Genomic DNA, 18,369 nt, shown 5'->3' on the forward strand with positions numbered 1-18,369 from the left:
ACGCCGGCCTATTCTTCGAAAGAGCCGGCGATATGGTCGCGCCACTCGCTGCGCTGTATTTCCTCCAGCGTCGGGTCGGTGGTCTCGAAGTCGCTCAGCAGCGTGAGAAAGCCCTTGGCCACGTCGCCGAGGTCCTCCGGGTGCAGCCAGCCCCATTCGCATTCCTCGCAATGCACGTACACGCGCTCGTTCGTGATGTCGTTCTGAAACAGGAGGCGGCCCTGGCGGCAGTTTGCGCAGGTGCTGGACCAATAGAGTTTTCTCATTTGACGGGGTAGGAGGTAATGATCTGGTTGGTGCCGGGTACTAGCTTGATCTCGACCGAGCGGAACAGCTCGCCGGTGGCAGATGCGGCGCCGCCAGCGCGGCCCACGATCTCGCCCATCGGGACCCTGAGCGTACCGCTGGCGTCGGGCTTGATGCCCAGGTCTTGCGCCCGCTCCCAAGCCTGGTTGGTGGTGGCCACGCCGTCCTTGTAGAACACGCCGTGCTCGTCCTTGCCGGGCACGTCCTGATTGTGCCGGCGCACGTGGTCTTCGCGCTTCTCGCCCTTGTAGGGGCCCTTCTTTGGCACCACCGCATCCCAGTCGAGCGGCGCGTACTTGCGCCGGATCACCGTGCCGGCACGCGCCGCTCCGGCGGGATCGAGCGGCTGCAGAGGGGCGCCCCGGTTCATTTCGCGCGACTTGCCGAGTGCCTCGATTGCAGCCGCCCGGCGCTCGGCCGCCAGCCTTTCGAAAGTGCGCGTGCGTCCGATGCCCACCAGGCTGCCGGACAACTGGTTGACGCCCGCCACCGCCTGCTCGGAGCCGCCCAAGAGGCGGGTGAGCGCGCCGGGGCCGCCGTAGATCGGCCCCAGGAAGGCGATGCCCATCGTGTTGCCCCAGCGCAGGTTGCGTTCGTCGAGCCAGGCCTGTTCCTGCGGCGAAAGTGTCGATTGCCACCGCGGGCCCGGGTTGTACACGTCCTCCAGGAAGTCGAGGTCGCGCCGCACGCGAAGCGACTCCTCGGGCGGCAGCGGCGACTTGCCCGTCACGTGATCGGTCAGCTGCTGGCGCTTGTCGTCGATCATCGACTGGGGGATCTCGTCAGGCCACTTCTGGCATTCCTCCCGGAACTGCTTGGCACGGCCCATCGCATCCGTCGGCTCCGCGCCCACCGGCCGGTCGGTGCCCGAGGTCCAGCGTACGTACCAGGGCTGGTTTTCGAAGTCGGCCTTGGCGCGCTCGTAGGGTGCGGTGCAGGCGTCGGGCGGGCGCCGCACCATCGGGCCCTTGGGCACCTGGAAGGTCACGAGCCTTCCGAGCGTGCCGTTGCTGTTGAACGGAGGGTCGTCCATCAGGCGGATCCGTTCATCTCGCACAGGTCGCCATGGCGCGCCACCGCGCGGCTCTCCACGAAGACGGTCTGCGCACCGCTTACCACCTGCACGTTGCCCGCGCCCAGCGATACGCCCGAGCGCACTCCGCTGCCTGCGTTGCCCGCAACGCCTTTCACGATGCTGTCGACCATCAGCACCTTTTCGCCGCGCGCGAACACGCTGTCGGCGTAGGCTGCCTTCTCGGGAGGCAGGACGGCCACGATGTCGAACGGAATGACCTGGTTGCCGACGACGCAGAAGTCGGGCGTGACGTTGACGACCATGAACTTCGCCTCCGCGTCGGCGATGTGCTTTTCCTGGCTCATGAAAGCGCTCCTTGGGCGAACAGGTCAACCCCGGTGATCTCGCGCGCCTGGTCGAGCGCCAGCCGCCAGGTGAGGTGCACGAGCATCCGGTCGAGGTCGACGTGAACGGTGTCAAGCCGCATCGGCTCGGTGGTTTCGCTGCCCCCGGCAGTACGGCAGATAGCGTCGATGCGCACGCCGGGCAACTGCATTTCCATGGAGTGCGCCGAAGCAAAGAAGCCGGCCATGCGCAGCTTCTCGTCGCCCGCAAGGCCTTGCGCGGCAACCTGGTCGGCAGGCGCGTACTGGAAGAAGCGTTCGTCGAAATCTTCGGCGTAGTCCATGAAGGGCGCCCCCTCGAAGCGCCGGCGCCAGGCTTCGTCATAGGTGCCGGCCAGGGTGGCGCGGGGCTGCCAGTGACGGGCGATCGGCCCGAAGCCGGCAACCTCGACGTCCTGGTTGCCATGCAAGACGGGAGCGGCCAAATATTCGATTTGCGGGCCGGGCACGGGCTTGCCCCTGTCGTACCGCGCGTGTGCATGGACATCGCGGCATGCCGAGCCGAAACGTCCGGTGCCCGAAGGGTTGGGCGCGTGCATGCGGGGTGCGGCGTCGGGCGCGTCGCCTTCGTCGAACCACCAGCCGCCGTGTGCCAGCTCGTAGCGCAGCGCTACTTCGGCGGCAGGCTCGGGCTCGCTCAGGCGGCGCTCGGCGGGGTCGTCGTGCCACAGCCAATGGCGCGGCCCGGTAAGGCGCAGTGTCTTGTCGACCAGCAGTGCGCCGTTTCGCTCGATGCTCAGCTTCGCTTCCCACGCGGGTCGCGGAGCCCAGTCGATGGCATGCGCCGCGCCGGTCACGTAGACATCGGCGCCGGGCTTCGTGAGCAATACGTCGGTGGCTTCGCGCAGGCTCGACAGCACCGCGCGTTCCGGTGCCCAGGGCACATCGGCGAACACGGGTCCGCGATGCACGGCGGCGGGCTGGAGCACGCCCGGTGCGAGCACGAAACTGCCGCAGGCAATGACCACGTCGTGAAAGCGCTGCCCCTTGCCCATCTTGTCGAACTGGAAGTGCGCAAACGGTGTCCGGTTGCGCACCTGCTGCAGTCGTGGCGGGGGAATCGACGGCGCGCCCATCAGAGCGGGTTCCGCTCGCCGCCGCCGCTGGCGACCTTGCTCAGAACATCGGCCGACACCGCCGCCGAGGCCACGCCGAGCAGCTGCGCCGCCTGGCCCGCCGCAGCGCCGCCGTCACCGCCAGAGGCGACTTGCTGCGCAATCGACGCCAACTGCGACGCCTTGCCGAGCAGTTCGGCCGGATTGCCGTTCATCAACGCGCCGAGGCTGGCCAGCGGGCTGCCCGGCGGGTCCGGCGGTGGTCCCACGGGCACGGCGGAGGGCTGCAGCGCCGCCTGTCCCCCAACGGGGTTGAGCCAGATGTTCACTCCGTTGACCGTCACATCGTCGCCTTGCGCCGTGATGTTGATCTTCTTGCCGGTTACCGCAATCGAGCCGTCGCCCTTGAGCTGCATGACCGAGGCGCCCACGCGCAGCGATATCGACTGGCCGTCCATCTCGATGTGGCTGCCCTTGTCGCCGCCGACCGAAAGCAGGTACTTTTCGCCCACCTTGGTGGTCTTGGTCTTGCCGACCATCGTGTTGTCGGCCATGCCGACCACCGCGTTGCGCAGCATGCCGACGTTGAAGGAGTAGGCCAGGCCAATGTTCACCATCTTTGCCAAACCCACGTTGTGCATGTAGGCCATGCCGATGGTGCCCAGCTGGTTGCGCCCGACCTTCTTGCTGCGGTCCCGGCCCACGGAGTGGGTTTCGTCGTGCTCGACCTCGATGTCCTGGTTGCGCTCGGCGTGCAGCCACACCTGTTCGGCGCCCTTGCGATCCTCGAAGCGGAAGGCATTGGCGTTGGCTGCGCTGCCGTCTTCCGAGCTGCGGGTGAGAAAGCCACTCTGGGTGGCGTTGTCGGGCAGCGTCCACGGCGGCATGTTGTCCGCGTTGTAGACGCGGCCCGTCACGATGGGGCGGTCGGGATCGCCGTTTTCGAAATCGACGATCACCTCCTGGCCGATGCGCGGCACATGCATGCCGCCGAAATTGGTGCCGGCCCACGGCGACGACACCCGGACCCAGCACGAGCTGTTTTCGTCCTTGGTGCAGTAGCGGTTCCAGTGAAAGCTCAGTTTCACGCGGCCGTACTTGTCGGTCCAGATCTCGCGTCCCGCAGGGCCGGTGACGATGGCTGTCTGCGGCCCGGTGGTGCGAGGCCTTGGCGCCAGCGGTGCCGGTGCCCTGAACACCTTGTTCGACGGAATTACCTCGAAGTCGACACGGCACTCGAAAGTCTCCTGGCCCGAGGTTTCGCCGGGCTCCTGCAGGTGCAGGCGGGCATCGGTGACGAGGTATTCGCGGTTCGCCGCGCTTTGGGGGTGGCGCTCCAGCGCCAGCAGGCAACCCGGCACCACCGCACGAAGGTTGCCGGAGCCGCTCGCCCGTTCGCCGTGGCTGCCGTCTTCTTCCATGCGCCGGCGCACCAGCAGTTCGCCCTCAGGCTCGGCCGTGTAGTCGCCCGGCCAGCGGTAGCGCTCGAGTTCGTTCTGGGCGGTCTTGCGGGGCATGGCGCTCACCTGCTGGAGGCGTGCGCGCGGGCGCTCGAAATCGAAATCGTCGGTCACCCAGCGGCCGCTCTGCAGCGATTCGCAGGCATTGAAGCGATCGCAGTGCTCTTCGCGCACCGCGTCCTCGGCGGCGTGGAAGGGCACGGTCCGGTAGCCGGCGTTCACGAAGGGTGCGTGGGACGCCATGTCGTCGACCACCACCAGCGTGTGGTTGTCCTCGGTGTGCGCGAAGAAGAAGTACAGGCCCCACTCGTGCATCAGGCGCAACACGAAGTCGTGGTCGGTTTCGCCGTACTGCACCTGGAAATCGCGCGGCGGATAGGTGTTGTTCGCGCGCACCTCGAGCGGAAATTTGTAGTCGCCGAGCACCTCGCGCACGATGTCGAGCACGGTCTTGTTCTGGAAGATGCGGTAGTCGCTGCTGCGTGTTGCCAGCGCGAGCCACGGCTCGATGACCGCTTCGTACAGCGCGCGGCGGTTTTCCAGCCGCAGGAAGCGCACGCGCGTTACCAGGCCCGAGATGTGGCGCATGGCTCCGTTCGCACCCGGCCGCCCGTCGAGCACGATGTGCAGGCTGAGCGGTTCGCCGACGAGTTGCTTGATGGGCAGGTTGGCGGCTTGTCGGTCGTTGTAGCCGGGCTGCTCTGCGGTAGCGAGAGTGACCGTGTATGCGAAGAGGCGGCTGAGGCCTTCGTCGCCCTGGACGCTCACCGGTTCAAGGGCGGGTTTGTCACCCATCATCGGCATGGCGGGCGAGGAAACGCGGAGGATGCGGACAGGCCGCACAGAACCTGGCATGGAAGAGGACTCCCCGAATCGTTGGCCAACCAGAAAGCAGCTGGCCCGTTTTTTTACATCATTCCGACGCAATTAAAACGGGTCGATACAAAGCCGCCGCGTAGGACGGGTCTGAAAAATTCTTCATTGCCGCGAGTGCTTAAATCCAAAGCATGCATCCGGCGCGCACCGGCGGCGCGCAGCTTCTTTGGAGCCGCGGTGCGCGGCTTTTTGGCGGCTACGGAGTGGCGGGAAGGTACGCCGAGATGACCGACTGCCAGAGCCGGTAGCCCTCGTCCGTCATGTGCAGCCTGTCGCTTCGAAAAAGCTCGGGCCTCGGCCGGCCGTCGACGCCGAGCATGGGCGTGAAGACGTCGATGTATTCGCTGTCGGGCAGCCGGTTGAGGTAGGCCGAGATCACGTTGTTGGTTTCGCGGATCAGCGGCATCAGGTGCTCGCGCGAGGGGCTCGGCTTGATGGAGATGAAGCTGATGCGCGTGTTCGGCAGTTCGGCGCGCACCGTGTTGGCAAAACGCGCAAAAGCTTCGAGCACCTGCAGCGGCGTGCGGCCTTCGGCCAGGTCGTTGTCGCCGGCGTACACCAGCACCTGCCGCGGCTTGTAGCGCACCACCAAGTCTCGCGCAAAGAGGCTGCAGTCGGCCATGGTCGAGCCGCCGAAGCCGCGGTTGACGATGCCGGGCACTTGGCGAAAGTCTTGCGAAAGGGTTTTCCACATGCGCACGGAGGAACTGCCCACGAACACCACGCCGCCCGGGGACGGAAACTGCTGCTGGTCGGCCCGCGAGAACGCCGCAAGCTCGTTGTGCCAGCGTGCCTTGGCCGCCAGGTATTCGGACGACGCGTCTCCCGCCGTGCCGTCCAGCGACTCGTACGGCAGCACGGCATTGTGGTTCTGGGCGTGCGAGGCGAGTGCCGCTGTCAGCAGCAGGGCCGCGGCCAGCGCGGTTTTCATCGAAGGCATCGGAAGCAGGGCGAAACGCAGGTCAGGTGGTTTTTCAATCGGGGCCCGAGGCCGGGCGCCAGGGGGCACGCGAATGTCCGATTCTGACGCAGTCGGCCGCTGCACGGCGCCGTCGCGCCGGGCGGTGCAATCCATTTGCAGCCGGCGTGCGTAGAAGCATGCGGGGCCGTCCAGGCGCATGTGCCGAGGAACGGACTCTCCCTTCACGGGCTCGCCTTTTCAATCACCTCTCGCCCTGCGACAAAGGAACCGACCATGACCATCCGCACCCTGACAGTTCTCGCGGCCGCAGCAGCGGCCGCCGCGGGCCTTGCCGCCTGTTCCGGCATGGGCACCAGGCCCCCGATGTATTCGCAGGCCGGCCTGCCCGACGCGGTGAAGGTGCCCGCCGGCCACGCGGTGGCCATGGAAACGGTGGGCGCGGGCGACATTACCTACGAATGCCGCGCCAAGGCCAACACGCCCGGCCAGCACGAATGGGTCTTCGTCGGCCCGGACGCCAGGCTGATGGACCGCGCCGGCAAACAGGTGGGCAAGTACTACGGCCCGCCGGCCACCTGGGAGGGCATGGACGGCTCCAAGGTCACGGCCACGCAGGTGGCGGTGGCGCCCAACGGCACCGGCAACATTCCCCACCAGCTGGTCAAGGCCAACCCGGCGACGGGTATGGGCGCGATGCAGGGCGTGAGCTACATCCAGCGCGTGTCGACCCAGGGAGGCGTGGCGCCGGCCGCGGCTTGCGGCGCGGCGAACATGGGCGAGAAACAGGTCGTCAAATACCGGGCCGACTACATCTTCTACCGCACCGTCTGAACGTCTTTCCGGCCCCGCCAGCCGCTCCAGGAAACATTCGGCAACGTATACTGCCCCGCAAAATCGGAGCGGAGCGCACCAGCGTGCGGGCGGGGAATGAAGCAAATTGCGATCGTTGTCGCGCTCTGCGTGGGCGCGTGGTACTTCTTCATCGGCGGGCGCAAGCTCGACGAATCGATGGTGCGCTCGTACTACGAGAAGGAGGCTCACGCCATCTACTCGCGTGACGCAGACAAGCTGTGCAAGCAGCTCAGCAAGAAGGCCGTGGTCCAGAGCAAGACCGTCATGATGGGCCGAACCCAGGAAACCACCAGCGACCGCGATCAGGCCTGCGAAGGCGTGCGCAAGACTTTCAAGATGTTCGAGGTGGTGGGCGAGGGCATGGGCGGCATCCTCACCATCGAGTACGAGTACCACATCGACAACATCGAGGTGGCCAGCGACCGCAAGAGCGCCACCGTCGAAGGCACCAGCGTGCTGAAGATGGGCGAGGCGGCCATGCAGTTCAAGAGCAGCTTCACCCAGCGCCTGGAGCGCGAGCTGGGGCAGATGCGGCTGGTGCGCAGCGACGACGTCACTGTGGTGCGCCTCGGTGGGCGCGGCGCCATGAGCCAGAGCGACTTCTTCAAGTAAGCACGGGGCGCAGCCATCATGGCCATCAACGACTCGCAGCCGTCCCCGCCGCCGTTCTGGCATCGGCTCAACAGCTTCTTCGCCTTTCCGCTCCAACTGCGGCCGTTCATGTACGGCCTGCTGCTTGCGTTCAGCAGCCTGCTGTTCCAGGCCATTCCGTTTCTGCACCCGGGGCTGCTGCTGCTGGTGATCGAGCTGGGCATTGTGCTGGCGGCCAGCCGCTACGGCTTCAAGGTGACCGCGCTCGGCTCGCGGGGCATCTGGCGTTCGGAAGATTTTCCGCGCGAGCTCAATGAGGATTGGGTCAACCTGCCGTGGAAGCTGTTTGCCATTTCGGTGGTGCAGGGTGCGCTGATCGGCTGGCTGGCCTGGTACGAGCCGGTGCTGGGCACCGTCGGGGTGTTCGTGGTGTCGTTCACCTTTCCGGCCGCAGTGATCGTGCTGGTGCAGTCGGGCAGCTTCTTCCAGGCCATGAACCCCGGACACGTGATGGATGCAATGCGCATCATCGGCTGGCCCTATGCGCTGCTGTGCTTCTTCCTGTTTCTGTTGAGCGCGGGTGCGCAGATTGCCATCGGCATGGTGCTGCCGATGATCGACGGCCTGATCGTGCTGCCGATCGCCAATTTCGCGTTCATCTACTTCGGCTGGGTCATGGCCAGCCTGCTGGGCTATGTGATGTACCAGCACCATGATGCCTTCGGCATCGACCTGCTGCCCGGCGGCGGAGTGGACGACGGCGCGCCGGTAGACCGTCGCACGCCCGAGCAGATTGCCGCGCAGCGCACCGATGCCGAAGTGGCGCAGCTGGTGACCGACGGTGACGTGGCCGGCGCGCTGGGCGTGGCCTACGAAGCGCAGCGCGTGGCGGCGGCCGACGACCTGGCGGCGCAGCGCCGCTACCACCGCGTGCTGCTGCTCATGCCCGACAAGGCGGCCACCTTGCTGGACCATGCGCGCCGCTACATTCCGCTGCTGCTGCGGCGCGACCTGGCCTCGGAGGCGCTCAAGGTCTTCAAGGCCTGCCGCGAGAAAGACAAGGCCTTTGCGCTGGACGACGCGCCCACGGTCATGACGCTGGCAAAAGCCGAATGGCGCAATGGCGATGCGCATGCCGCGCTGGCACTGCTGTCGGGTTTCGACCGGCGCTTTCGCGGGCATGCGGCCATTCCGCAAGCCTACGAGCTGGCAGCCAGGGTGCTGGTGCAGGGGCTCGGCCGCGCCGACATGGCGCAGCCGATTCTGAAGACGCTCGAATCGCGTTATCCGGACAGCGAGCAGACGCAGGAAGTGCGCTGGCTGCTCCGTCCGGCAGCCTAGGCGGCCGCTGGCCTGCTCTCAGGCGCGCTCAAGGGCGCGCGTCACCATGTCGTTGGGCGCAAGCCGCAGCAGATGCGGCAGCCAGCCTTTGGCCATGTCGCGCTCGCCTGCATGCAGCAATCCGTTGGCACAGGCTGACAGCGTGTCGGCCAGCTCCGGATGGTCCGGCGCGGTCTTCAGCAGCACGCGGCACAGCTTGTCGGCGTCCTGGAACTGGCGCACGCGCGTGAAACGCCGCGCAAGCCGGGCCATGTCGTCGGGTTTCAGGCGAGCCCCGGGCTTGGCCTGGTCGAGGTAGGCGGTGTAGCTGGCGTGCTGCAGCGCCAGCGTGTCGGGGTCGGTGGCCGGCAGGCGGAAGATGCGGCGCGCGGCCTGGTGGAAGTCTTCGCTCGCGGGCTGCAGCCGCGCGGTGTTGAACCACGCGCGCAGCGTGTCGGTATCGCCGGGCTCCAATGCGGCGGCGGCGCGCCATTCGGCCGCGGCCGCCTCGAATTTCATGGCGGCGCCCAGGCGGCGTGCCGCGGCCACGTGGCCGTTGAATTCCTCATCGCCGTTCGATTGCTCCGATGCTACCGTCTCCGGGGTTTTCACCCGCTTCAGCGCCATGGCAGAGGCCATCAGCGCCGCGCCGGTCAAAAGGCCGCCCAGGTGCGCCATGTAGGCGATGCCCTGGCCGCCTACTGCGTGCTGGAGCAATTCGTTGGCAATCCACGCCGGCAACAGCAGAAGCGCCGGTGCCGTGACGTAGTTGAAATAGAAGAACAGCTGGTAGAAGAACCGTATGCGCCGCAGCCGGTACATCACCGCGTACATGCCCATCAGCGCCGACACCGCGCCCGAGGCGCCGAGCCCGTAGCTGCCCTTGCCGGCATAGGCCCAGTCGGCCAGCATCGAGGCACCCACCGCACCCAGGATGTAGAAGCTCAGGTAGGTGCCGCGACCCAGTGCCAGCTCGACTGAAAAGCCGAACAGGAAGAGGAACAGCATGTTGCCCAGCAGGTGCCCGGTGCTGCCGTGCAGGAAGGCCGCGGTAATCCATGTCCAGGGCTTGAATTCCGCGTCTTTCGTGTAGTCCTGCGCCCAGCGCTCGGTAAACGAAGCGGGCTTCATCGATTCGTATTGCTGCCGGTCGCGCTTCCATTCGGGGTACCGTGGGTTGGCGGGCGTGATCACGCCATCTGCGCGCAGCTTCTGCAGGAAGGTCTTTTCGCGCTGCATGCCGTCGAGCAGCAGCCCCGTTTCCTTGCGGGCCAGCAGCCGCTGGGCGGCCTTGGCACGGGGCGAGCGCGTTTCTTCGAGCCAGGCGACGAAGGGCGGCAGCTCGAGCTCGGGCAGCACGCTGTGCGCGTAGTAGTGGGCCGCGCGCTCGTCGGCCTTTTCTTCGCTGCGCTGCGGCCCCCAGAACACGGCCATGTTCACGAGGATCAGCAGCACCGTCATCCACGGTGGATTGCGCCAGCTCGGTTTGTTCTCGAGCGGGATGGCGTAGAACAAGTGGCGTCCTGAAGGTCAGGCAAGCCGTGCGCGATGGCGCGCGATTTGCGCCTTGACCTGCGCCGGCGCGGTGCCGCCCAGGATGTTGCGCGCATTGAGCGAGCCGCGCAGGCTCAGCACGTCGTACACGTCCTTCTCGATCTTCGGGTTGAACTGCTGCAGCACCGCCAGCGGCAGTTCAGCAAGATCGACCTTGTGCGAGGTGGCCGCCTTCACGGCGTGGGCGACGGTTTCGTGCGCGTCGCGGAACGGCAGGCCCTTCTTCACGAGGTAGTCGGCCAGGTCGGTGGCGGTGGCGTAGCCGCGCAGCGCGGCGGCTTCCATGGCCTCGGGCTTCACGGTAATGCCGCCGATCATCTCGGCAAAGATGCGCAGGGTGTCCTTGAGCGTGTCGACGGTGTCGAACAGCGGCTCCTTGTCTTCCTGGTTGTCCTTGTTGTAGGCGAGCGGCTGGCCCTTCATCAAGGTGATGAGCGCCATCAGGTGGCCGACCACGCGGCCGGTCTTGCCGCGCGCCAGCTCGGGCACGTCGGGGTTCTTTTTCTGCGGCATGATCGAAGAGCCGGTCGTGAAGCGGTCGGCAATCTGGATGAAGCCGAAGTTCTGGCTCATCCAGAGAATGAGCTCCTCGCTCATGCGGCTGATGTGCACCATGCACAGGCTGGCGGCGGCGGTGAACTCGATGGCAAAGTCGCGGTCGCTCACGGCGTCCAGGCTGTTCTGGCACACGCCGTCCATCTTCAGGGTCTTGGCGACCAGCTCGCGGTCGAGCGGGTAGCTGGTGCCGGCCAGTGCGGCGGCACCCAGCGGCAGGCGGTTCACGCGCTTGCGAACATCTTGCAGGCGCTCGGCGTCGCGGCTGAACATTTCCACGTAGGCCAGCATGTGGTGGCCAAAGCTCACCGGCTGCGCCACCTGCAGGTGCGTGAAGCCGGGCAGGATGACGTCGACGTTCTTTTCGGCGATGTCCACCAGCGAGACCTGCAGCGCGACGAGCAGGTCGGCGATCAGGTCGATTTCGCCACGCAGCCACAGGCGCACGTCGGTCGCGACCTGGTCGTTGCGGCTGCGGCCGGTGTGCAGGCGCTTGCCGGCATCGCCCACGAGCTGGGTCAGCCGGGCCTCGATGTTCAGGTGCACGTCTTCGAGGTCGAGTTTCCACTCGAAGGCGCCCGATTCGATTTCAGCGCGGATCTGCGCCATCCCACGTTCGATTTCGGCGTGGTCCTGCTTGGCGATGATGCCTTGGGCGGCCAGCATGCCGGCATGCGCCAGCGAACCCTCGATATCGGCCTGCCACAGACGCTTGTCGAAGAACACGCTGGCGGTGTAGCGCTTCACGAGGTCGCTCATGGGTTCGGAGAACAGGGCCGACCAGGCTTCGGATTTCTTGTCGAGTTGGTTTTGGGTCATGGGAGCCGTTCGAGAGGCAATAATGGGTTGGTTACCCAATGTATCTGTGATGCGCAACCCGGCGATTTTATCGGCCACCTCCAACCCCACGCCTCCGTCCTCGCCGGAAAGAGGGCGTTTGCCTGCGCGCGGCGGTTCCGGGCTGTTCGACGCCTGCCAGATCGGCGTGGTCCTGCGCGCGGTTCTCTTCGTGGAGGCGCTGGTGGCAACCGCCACGCTTTTCGTGTCGTCCTCCCCGGGCGAATGGCTGGTGCAGACCGCCACCGTCACTGGGGGCGCCTTGCCCGCTACCCTTCTTTGGCTGGTGGCGGCCTGCGCGCTCAAGAAGCCGCTCGGGCGCCTGCCGCGCCAGGCGCAGTACACGGCGGGCGCAGTTCTGGGAGCCGTTTCGGCGCTCTACGGCTGCGGGCTCTTGCGGCTGACCGGCGTTCTGGGCACCGCGCCGTGGCTGGCCAGCGCCGTGGCGGGTGCCTTCATCGCCGGCATGGTCATGGCCGCGATGGTGCTGCGCGCGCGCGGCCAGACGCCCGCCGCCATGACCGCGCGGCTCGAGGAGCTGCAGTCGCGCATCCGGCCGCACTTTCTGTTCAACACCCTCAACAGCGCCATTGCACTGGTGCGCGAGGAGCCCGCCAAGGCCGAGACCATGCTGGAAGACCTGGCCGAGCTGTTCCGCCAGGCGCTGGCCGACCCCGGCGAATCCGGCACGCTGGCCGACGAAATCGCGCTGGCCGAGCGCTACCTGGCCATCGAGCAGGTGCGTTTCGGCGACCGCCTGCGCATCCGCTGGGACCTCGATGCCGCGGCCAGCAGCGCGCGGCTGCCGCCGCTGCTGCTGCAGCCGCTGGTCGAGAACGCCATCAAGCACGGCGTGGAGCCCAGCCCCGAAGGCGCCAGGCTGCGCATCCGCACCGAACGCCGGGGCGACGTGGTGGTGATCGAGGTGGTCAACAGCCTGCCGCCCCTGCGCTGGGCCGACGAGCCTTTGCCGCGCGGCCACGGCATTGCATTGGCCAACGTGCGCGACCGGCTGCGGCTGCTGCACGACATGCAGATGCAGTTCAGCGCCGGCATGGACCAGAAGAACTACCGCGTGCGCATTGCCATTCCCGCCGAATCATGACCCTCAAGACTTTGATCGTCGACGACGAAACCCTTGCGCGTTCACGCCTGCGCACCTTGCTGCGTGACTGCCGCTCGCCGGATGCCGAGGTTGTGGCCGAGGCTGCCCAGGGTGCCGAGGCGCAGCAATACCTGGCAAGCATGGCGCTCGACCTGGTGCTGCTCGACGTCCATATGCCGGGCGTGGACGGTATCGAGGTGGCGCGCACGCTGCGCGAACGCGCTGACGCGCCGGCCGTTGTGTTCGTTACCGCCCATGCGGCCCATGCAGTGACGGCTTTCGATCTCGATGCGGTCGACTACCTCACCAAGCCGGTGCGGGCCGAGCGCCTGCAGCAGGCGCTGCAGAAGGCCGAGCGCTTCTTGAAGGAACGGCGGGCGCTGCAGGCGAGCGCCGTTCAAGACAGCGTGCTCATTCAAGACAGGGGCCGCGCCGAGCGGGTGCCGCTTTCCGAGGTGCTCTACCTGAAGTCGGAGTACAAGTACCTCACGGTGCGCACCGCCACCCGAAGCCACATCCTGGACGGCTCGCTCAATGAATTCGAAGAGCGTTACCCGGGGCGCTTTCTGCGCGTGCACCGCAATGCGCTGGTGGCGCGCGCGGCCATTCGCGCGCTCGAAAAATACGATGACGGGGAAGACGCCGAAGGCTGGGCCTTGCGGCTGGACGCGGTTCCCGAACCCGTCGCGGTTTCGCGGCGGCAACTGGCTGCAGTGCGCGAAGTGCTGAAGGAAGCCCGATGACCGACGACAAGAAAACCGCCGCCGAGACAACGGCAGGGCAGCCTGCCCCGGGGACAGCCGAACCCGTCGAGCCCCCGCCCGAACTGCCGCCCGAGCCTGCACCGGCTCCCGCAGCGCAAGCGCCGGCCGGCGAGCCCGAATCCAAGCCGGAACCAGAGCCCGAACCTCCGCGCATGATGCTGCACATGCCGGTCGATGTGCGCAGTGCTTCGCTGGTGGTGCTTGCCATACTGGCCGGTATCTTTGCCTTGAGATGGGCTGCGGCGGTGTTCATTCCGCTGATGGTGAGCTTGCTGCTGAGCTACGCGCTGTCGCCGCTGGTCGACCGGCTGGAACGCTGGAACGTGCCTCGCTGGATCGGCGCGACGGTGATCCTGCTGGGCTTGACGGGCGGCCTGGGCTGGACGGGCTATTCGCTCTCGGGCAGCGCTTCGGAGCTTCTCGATGCATTGCCGGTTGCGGCGCAAAAGCTTCGGCAGGCAACGCGCAGCAACAAGAGCGCCACCGCCACGCCGCTGGACAGCGTGCAGCAGGCCGCCGCCCAGCTCGAACGCGCGGCCGAAGAAAACTCCGCCCGCGTTGCGGCGCGCAAGGGCGTCGCGCGCGTGGTCATCGAGCGGCCGGCCTTCAATGTGCGCGAGTACCTGTGGAGCGGCACCGTCGGGTTGCTGGCCGCCGCGGGGCAGTTCACGCTGGTGGCCTTTCTTACCTTTTTTGCGCTGTGCTCGGGAAACACGTTCCGCCGCAAGCTGATCAAGATCACCGGCCCCAGCCTCGAGAAGAAAAAGATCACGGTGCACGTGCTGGACGACATCACGCGCAACATCGAGCGCTACCTGCTGATGCAGATACTCACCAGCGTGCTGGTCGGTGTTGCCACGGGCCTTGCGTTCTGGGCCATCGGGCTTGAGAACGCGGCGGTGTGGGGCATTGTTGCGGCGGTGACCAACCTCATTCCGTACATCGGCTCCGTCATCGTCATGGGCGCCGCGGGGCTGGTGGCGTTCCTGCAGTTCAACACCCTTCAAATGGGATTGCTGGTGGCCGGCACCTCGCTGCTCATCCACACCCTGGTGGGCAACCTGCTGCTGCCGTGGCTCACCAGCCGCACCAGCCGCATGAACCCGGTGGCCGTGTTCGTCGGCGTGATCTTCTGGGGCTGGCTCTGGGGCGTGTGGGGGCTGCTGTTGGGCATTCCCATCACCATGGTGATCAAGTCGATCTGCGACCGGGTGGAAGACCTGCAGCCCATCGGCGAACTCCTGGGAGAGTAGCCGGCTCGCGCACAGCAGCGCCAGCTGTCCGTGGGTCCGCTGCCTCAGCGCAGCGCACGTTGCATGAGCACGGTGTCGACCCACTGCCCGAACTTGAAGCCGACGTTGCGCAGCACGCCCACCTTCTCGAAGCCGAGGCTTTCATGCAGGCGCTGCGATCCGGCATTGGCGCTGTTGCCGACCACCGCGACCATCTGCGTGAAGCCGCCATCGGTGCAGCGCCCGATCACCGCCTGAAGCAGCGCCTTGCCGATGCCGCGGCCCTGCATGCCTTGCGCGATGTAGACCGAATCCTCCACCGTGTGGCGGTACGCGGACCGGCTGCGGTAGGGGCTCGCATAGGCATAACCGGCCACCTCGCCGTCCTTCATTGCCACGAGGTAGGGCAGGCCGCGCGCCAGCACGTCGGCGCGCCGCGTCTGCATCTGCTGGACGGTGGGAACCTCTTCTTCGAAGGAGCACAGGTCGTGCAGCACGTAGTGGCTGTAGATGGCCTGCACGGCGGGCATGTGGTGCGGTTCGGCGTCGAGGATCTCCAAGGAGGTGGAGGCGAGGGTCTGTGGGGGCATGTGCCGAATCTTGACGCTCCTTCATGAATAAGTGAAGCTTGGCCGCCCTATGCAAAGCATAAGGAATACTTTGGAAAAGACATTGAACCTCGACCAGCTGAAGTCTTTTGGGCTGGTGATCGAAACGGGCAGCTTCTCCGCCGCGGCCGACAGGCTCGGCCTCACCCAGCCGGCGGTGAGCCTGCAGATCCGCCAGCTGGAGCGCAAGCTGGCCGTGCGCCTGGTGGAGCGTGTGGGCAGGCAGGCCAAGGCCACGCCCGCGGGCGCTGCTTTGCTGCGGCACGCGCAGCACATCGAAGCCGCGGTGGAAAACGCCATCGACGCCTTGGCGGACCACACCAGCGGCGTGACGGGACGGGTGCGCCTGGGCACCGGCGCAACGGCGTGCCTGTATTTCTTGCCGGCACTGCTGCGCAGCCTGCGCGAGCAGTTTCCGGCGCTCAGCATCGTTGTCAGCACCGGCAACACCGACGACCATGTGCGCAAGGTCGAAGAAAACAGCATCGACCTTGCATTGGTCACGCTGCCCGCAGCAGGGCGTTCGCTGAGCGTGATGCCGGTGCTCGACGACGAGTTCGTTGCCATCGGCCGCAGCGATCTTGCGCCGCTGAAGGCCCGCGTGGAGCCCGGCGACCTTGCCGCACTGCCGCTGGTGCTGTTCGAACCCGCGGCCAACACGCGCAAGCTGGTCGACCGGTGGTTTGCCGCTGAAGGCCTGCAGCCGCAGCCCGTCATGGAGCTGGGCAGCGTCGAGGCCATGAAGGAGATGGTGGCGGCGGGGCTGGGCTACGGCATCGTGCCGCGCATGTCCATGGCGGGCCGCGGCGCCCACCCCGGCTTGAAGACGAGCCGCCTGGAGCCCGGCATGCACCGCACGCTGGCCATCGTGATCCGGCGTGACAAGCCGGTCAGCAAGGCGTTGCGCGTGGTGCTCGATGCAATTCTTGCAGCGGGCAAGAAGGGGAGTTCGGCCGCTATTCCGGCGAAAAGGTCGAAGACGTAGCTCGTGCCGCGCCGCTGCGCGCGCGCCCCAGCGTGCCGACGATCAGCGCGGCAACCAGCACCAGCGCGCCGCTGAGCACCATGGCGCTCGAGATGCCGTAGTTGTCGACGGTCACGCCGCCGATCAGCGCGCCCGAGGCAATGGCCACCTGGAAGCCGCTCACCAGCAGGGCCTGTCCGGCTTCGGGTGCATCGGGCACCGCTTCCATCATCCAGCCCGTGAGCGCCACCGGAATCAGACCGAAGGCCACGCCCCAGATAAAGACCACCACCGCCCCCGCCACGAAACCGCTGCCGATCACCGTCGAGAGCAGCAGCGCGGTTGCCAGCATCAGCGCCGCGAGCAGGGTGGTGCCGCGCACACTGCGTGCCACCAGGCTACCGCCCAGGAATGTGCCGATGAAGCCCACGGCGCCGTACACCAGCAGCAGCGAGGAGACGGAGTGCGGCGCCAGGCCGAACACCTGCTGCAACAGCGGCTTCAGGTAGGTGTAGGCGGCGAAATGGCCGGCAATGAAGAACAGCACGGCAAGCAGGCCGACCTGCGCCATGCGGCGCGTCAACGGTGTGAGCAGGTCGCGGGCGCCGATGGCGCGCACCGGCGGTATCGCGGGCAGCAGCCACAGCTGCACCAGCAGCACGACCGCGGCAAGCGCGCCGGTCACCGCGAACGAGGCGCGCCAGCCAAACAGCGTTCCAAGTAAGGAGCCCGCGGGCACGCCGAGCACCGTGGCCGCGGACACGCCCGCCAGCACCAGCGACATGGCCCGCGCCTTCGAGGCTTGCGGCACCAGCTGGGTGGCGGCCGCGGGTGCGAAGGTCCAGAAACCGCCCACGCAGAGGCCCAGCATGAGCCGCGCGACCAGCATGGTGGCGAAGTTGGGCGCAAAGGCCGCCAGCAGGTTCGATGCGATCAGCAGTGTGGTGAGCGCGATCAGCACGGTGCGCCGGTCGAGCCGGCCTGAAGCAACGATCAAGGCGGGCCCTGCGAAGGCCGCGAGGACGCCGGGCATGGTGATCATCAGCCCCGCTGTGCCGTCCGACACGTTGAGCCCGCGGGCAATGTCGGTCAAGAGGCCGATGGGCATGAACTCGGTCGAGACCATTGCAAAAGTGCCGACCGCAATCGAGCCGACGGCAAGCCAGGCGGAGCGGCTGGTCCTGGCGGGTTCGCGCGCCAGATCGTCCACGCAGGGGTTGCTGCTGGGTGAATTCATCATGAGAAAGGTCCTGGAGTCGCATCGGCCAAAAAAAGCGCGCGCCGGTGCGTTTGTTGCGAAAGGCCGTCCAGTGTCGAAGCGGACAGCTCTTTCACAAAGGGCCTTGCCAGCAGTAGTCAGTTTCCCGTCGGCGAACAATCGCCCGTTTCAGCGCGGGTCAGATGGCTGGCGTGTGCTGCTGCAGCACACGGCCGTCGGCAATGAAGGAGTCGCCGACCAGAACACGAAAGGCCCCGCCCTCGGGGAATCGCGCGCTTGCCATGCCGGGGGACAGCAGTTCGACATCGAGCGCGTGCGCCTTTCCGCGTTCGAGCTGCTTGCCGTGGGGCACGAGCCAGCGCGCGGAAAAGCCTTCGTTGTCTACCACCAGCGCGCAGCGGTATTCACCAGGGGCCAGCGGCACGTCGTGCGAAGGAATTGCAGGCGGGCGCAGCGTGAGCTCCACCCGCAGGTGCGGCGTGAACGCGCTTGCCGCGCCGAACGTGGCGGGCTCGGCAGGCGGTGCGCGCCGGGGCAATTTTCCGATGAGCCAGGCGATGACGTTGCCGATGATCGGCACCCACAACACCATCAGCAGGGTGCCGATATCGCGTGTGGTGGAGCCCGGTGTTGCGTAGTGCCGCACGACGGCGCCGCCGACCGCCACGCAAAGCAGGATGGCGACGATGAGCTTGCGGCGGGACTGGATGGTAGTCATGAAGAAAGGGAG

18 protein-coding genes are annotated in these 18,369 nt (G+C 66.8%); 7 read left to right on the top strand and 11 right to left on the bottom strand.

The annotated features are described in order from the left end of the window. Window positions 1–8: 8 nt before the first annotated feature. The 6 genes from QHG62_RS03945 to QHG62_RS03970 all read right to left on the bottom strand — a co-directional run bounded on the left by QHG62_RS03945 (window position 9) and on the right by QHG62_RS03970 (window position 6,047). The gene (locus QHG62_RS03945; RefSeq protein WP_281149540.1) at window positions 9–266 is read right to left on the bottom strand and encodes a hypothetical protein; all 258 of its coding nucleotides are present in this window, start codon (window positions 264–266) and stop codon (window positions 9–11) included. Continuing rightward, entirely contained in the window at window positions 263–1,339 is a 1,077-nt protein-coding gene (locus tag QHG62_RS03950) for a hypothetical protein (RefSeq protein WP_281149541.1), read from the bottom strand. Before QHG62_RS03950 ends, QHG62_RS03945 begins: the two co-directional genes overlap by 4 nt. Beyond that, a complete protein-coding gene (locus QHG62_RS03955) occupies window positions 1,339–1,686 on the bottom strand; it encodes a PAAR-like domain-containing protein (protein WP_281149542.1) in 348 nt (115 codons plus the stop codon). The genes QHG62_RS03950 and QHG62_RS03955 overlap by 1 nt, the downstream gene beginning before the upstream one ends. After that, window positions 1,683–2,801, bottom strand: a complete 1,119-nt coding sequence (locus QHG62_RS03960; protein ID WP_281149543.1) for a DUF2169 family type VI secretion system accessory protein — start codon at window positions 2,799–2,801, stop codon at window positions 1,683–1,685. The genes QHG62_RS03955 and QHG62_RS03960 overlap by 4 nt, the downstream gene beginning before the upstream one ends. Beyond that, window positions 2,801–5,044, bottom strand: coding sequence for a type VI secretion system Vgr family protein (locus QHG62_RS03965; protein ID WP_281149544.1), 2,244 nt, complete (start codon window positions 5,042–5,044; stop codon window positions 2,801–2,803). The genes QHG62_RS03960 and QHG62_RS03965 overlap by 1 nt, the downstream gene beginning before the upstream one ends. A gap of 268 nt (window positions 5,045–5,312) precedes the next feature. Further along, the gene (locus QHG62_RS03970) at window positions 5,313–6,047 is read right to left on the bottom strand and encodes an SGNH/GDSL hydrolase family protein (protein ID WP_281151496.1); all 735 of its coding nucleotides are present in this window, start codon (window positions 6,045–6,047) and stop codon (window positions 5,313–5,315) included. Window positions 6,048–6,311: 264 nt separating this feature from the next. On the opposite strand from QHG62_RS03970, the gene QHG62_RS03975 reads away from it, so the two are divergent. From QHG62_RS03975 to QHG62_RS03985, 3 genes are all read left to right on the top strand, one after another. Next, window positions 6,312–6,869, top strand: coding sequence for a DUF3455 domain-containing protein (locus tag QHG62_RS03975; protein ID WP_281149545.1), 558 nt, complete (start codon window positions 6,312–6,314; stop codon window positions 6,867–6,869). A gap of 96 nt (window positions 6,870–6,965) precedes the next feature. Further along, a complete protein-coding gene (locus QHG62_RS03980; RefSeq protein WP_281149546.1) occupies window positions 6,966–7,502 on the top strand; it encodes a hypothetical protein in 537 nt (178 codons plus the stop codon). Between the two features lie 18 nt (window positions 7,503–7,520). Continuing rightward, entirely contained in the window at window positions 7,521–8,822 is a 1,302-nt protein-coding gene (locus QHG62_RS03985) for a tetratricopeptide repeat protein (protein ID WP_281149547.1), read from the top strand. An 18-nt stretch (window positions 8,823–8,840) separates the two neighbouring features. Here the strand turns inward: QHG62_RS03985 and QHG62_RS03990 are convergent, their stop codons facing one another. Together QHG62_RS03990 and argH are read right to left on the bottom strand one after the other, a co-directional pair. After that, window positions 8,841–10,316, bottom strand: a complete 1,476-nt coding sequence (locus tag QHG62_RS03990) for a rhomboid family intramembrane serine protease (protein ID WP_281149548.1) — start codon at window positions 10,314–10,316, stop codon at window positions 8,841–8,843. 15 nt (window positions 10,317–10,331) lie between these two features. Further along, window positions 10,332–11,729, bottom strand: a complete 1,398-nt coding sequence (gene argH, locus QHG62_RS03995) for an argininosuccinate lyase (protein ID WP_281149549.1) — start codon at window positions 11,727–11,729, stop codon at window positions 10,332–10,334. A gap of 49 nt (window positions 11,730–11,778) precedes the next feature. Here argH and QHG62_RS04000 point away from each other — a divergent pair, with 49 nt between their 5' ends. The 3 genes from QHG62_RS04000 to QHG62_RS04010 are packed head-to-tail and all read left to right on the top strand — an operon-like array spanning window position 11,779 to window position 14,869. Next, window positions 11,779–12,852 (top strand): histidine kinase, encoded by a 1,074-nt coding sequence (locus QHG62_RS04000; RefSeq protein WP_432445580.1) that lies wholly within the window; start codon window positions 11,779–11,781, stop codon window positions 12,850–12,852. Further along, entirely contained in the window at window positions 12,849–13,595 is a 747-nt protein-coding gene (locus tag QHG62_RS04005) for a LytR/AlgR family response regulator transcription factor (RefSeq protein ID WP_281149551.1), read from the top strand. The genes QHG62_RS04000 and QHG62_RS04005 overlap by 4 nt, the downstream gene beginning before the upstream one ends. Continuing rightward, window positions 13,592–14,869 (top strand): AI-2E family transporter, encoded by a 1,278-nt coding sequence (locus QHG62_RS04010; protein ID WP_281149552.1) that lies wholly within the window; start codon window positions 13,592–13,594, stop codon window positions 14,867–14,869. Before QHG62_RS04005 ends, QHG62_RS04010 begins: the two co-directional genes overlap by 4 nt. Before the next feature lie 44 nt (window positions 14,870–14,913). Here the strand turns inward: QHG62_RS04010 and QHG62_RS04015 are convergent, their stop codons facing one another. Beyond that, the gene (locus tag QHG62_RS04015) at window positions 14,914–15,438 is read right to left on the bottom strand and encodes a GNAT family N-acetyltransferase (protein ID WP_281149553.1); all 525 of its coding nucleotides are present in this window, start codon (window positions 15,436–15,438) and stop codon (window positions 14,914–14,916) included. A gap of 49 nt (window positions 15,439–15,487) precedes the next feature. On the opposite strand from QHG62_RS04015, the gene QHG62_RS04020 reads away from it, so the two are divergent. After that, entirely contained in the window at window positions 15,488–16,441 is a 954-nt protein-coding gene (locus QHG62_RS04020) for a LysR family transcriptional regulator (protein ID WP_281149554.1), read from the top strand. On the opposite strand, the gene QHG62_RS04025 is transcribed toward QHG62_RS04020, so the two are convergent. Then, entirely contained in the window at window positions 16,413–17,660 is a 1,248-nt protein-coding gene (locus QHG62_RS04025) for an MFS transporter (RefSeq protein ID WP_281149555.1), read from the bottom strand. The two genes, QHG62_RS04020 and QHG62_RS04025, sit on opposite strands and share 29 nt — an antisense overlap. 157 nt (window positions 17,661–17,817) lie before the next feature. After that, the gene (locus QHG62_RS04030; RefSeq protein ID WP_281149556.1) at window positions 17,818–18,357 is read right to left on the bottom strand and encodes a hypothetical protein; all 540 of its coding nucleotides are present in this window, start codon (window positions 18,355–18,357) and stop codon (window positions 17,818–17,820) included. Window positions 18,358–18,369 lie beyond the last annotated feature (12 nt).

Origin of the sequence: Variovorax paradoxus (assembly GCF_029919115.1) — a bacterium.
In the GTDB taxonomy this organism is placed as follows: Bacteria; Pseudomonadota; Gammaproteobacteria; order Burkholderiales; family Burkholderiaceae_C; genus Variovorax; species Variovorax paradoxus_O.

What these genes read in the sequence shown, in the direction of transcription:
- QHG62_RS03965 (WP_281149544.1), bottom strand. Translation starts at nt 5,044, where the DNA reads ATGCCGATGATGGGTGACAAACCCGCCCTTGAACCGGTGAGCGTCCAG.
- QHG62_RS04010 (WP_281149552.1), top strand. Translation starts at nt 13,592, where the DNA reads ATGACCGACGACAAGAAAACCGCCGCCGAGACAACGGCAGGGCAGCCT.
- QHG62_RS04020 (WP_281149554.1), top strand. Translation starts at nt 15,488, where the DNA reads ATGCAAAGCATAAGGAATACTTTGGAAAAGACATTGAACCTCGACCAG.
- QHG62_RS03980 (WP_281149546.1), top strand. Translation starts at nt 6,966, where the DNA reads ATGAAGCAAATTGCGATCGTTGTCGCGCTCTGCGTGGGCGCGTGGTAC.
- QHG62_RS04030 (WP_281149556.1), bottom strand. Translation starts at nt 18,357, where the DNA reads ATGACTACCATCCAGTCCCGCCGCAAGCTCATCGTCGCCATCCTGCTT.
- QHG62_RS04025 (WP_281149555.1), bottom strand. Translation starts at nt 17,660, where the DNA reads ATGATGAATTCACCCAGCAGCAACCCCTGCGTGGACGATCTGGCGCGC.
- QHG62_RS03970 (WP_281151496.1), bottom strand. Translation starts at nt 6,047, where the DNA reads ATGAAAACCGCGCTGGCCGCGGCCCTGCTGCTGACAGCGGCACTCGCC.
- QHG62_RS03955 (WP_281149542.1), bottom strand. Translation starts at nt 1,686, where the DNA reads ATGAGCCAGGAAAAGCACATCGCCGACGCGGAGGCGAAGTTCATGGTC.
- QHG62_RS04000 (WP_432445580.1), top strand. Translation starts at nt 11,779, where the DNA reads ATGCGCAACCCGGCGATTTTATCGGCCACCTCCAACCCCACGCCTCCG.
- QHG62_RS04015 (WP_281149553.1), bottom strand. Translation starts at nt 15,438, where the DNA reads ATGCCCCCACAGACCCTCGCCTCCACCTCCTTGGAGATCCTCGACGCC.
- QHG62_RS03950 (WP_281149541.1), bottom strand. Translation starts at nt 1,339, where the DNA reads ATGGACGACCCTCCGTTCAACAGCAACGGCACGCTCGGAAGGCTCGTG.
- QHG62_RS03975 (WP_281149545.1), top strand. Translation starts at nt 6,312, where the DNA reads ATGACCATCCGCACCCTGACAGTTCTCGCGGCCGCAGCAGCGGCCGCC.
- QHG62_RS03960 (WP_281149543.1), bottom strand. Translation starts at nt 2,801, where the DNA reads ATGGGCGCGCCGTCGATTCCCCCGCCACGACTGCAGCAGGTGCGCAAC.
- QHG62_RS03945 (WP_281149540.1), bottom strand. Translation starts at nt 266, where the DNA reads ATGAGAAAACTCTATTGGTCCAGCACCTGCGCAAACTGCCGCCAGGGC.
- QHG62_RS04005 (WP_281149551.1), top strand. Translation starts at nt 12,849, where the DNA reads ATGACCCTCAAGACTTTGATCGTCGACGACGAAACCCTTGCGCGTTCA.
- QHG62_RS03985 (WP_281149547.1), top strand. Translation starts at nt 7,521, where the DNA reads ATGGCCATCAACGACTCGCAGCCGTCCCCGCCGCCGTTCTGGCATCGG.
- argH (WP_281149549.1), bottom strand. Translation starts at nt 11,729, where the DNA reads ATGACCCAAAACCAACTCGACAAGAAATCCGAAGCCTGGTCGGCCCTG.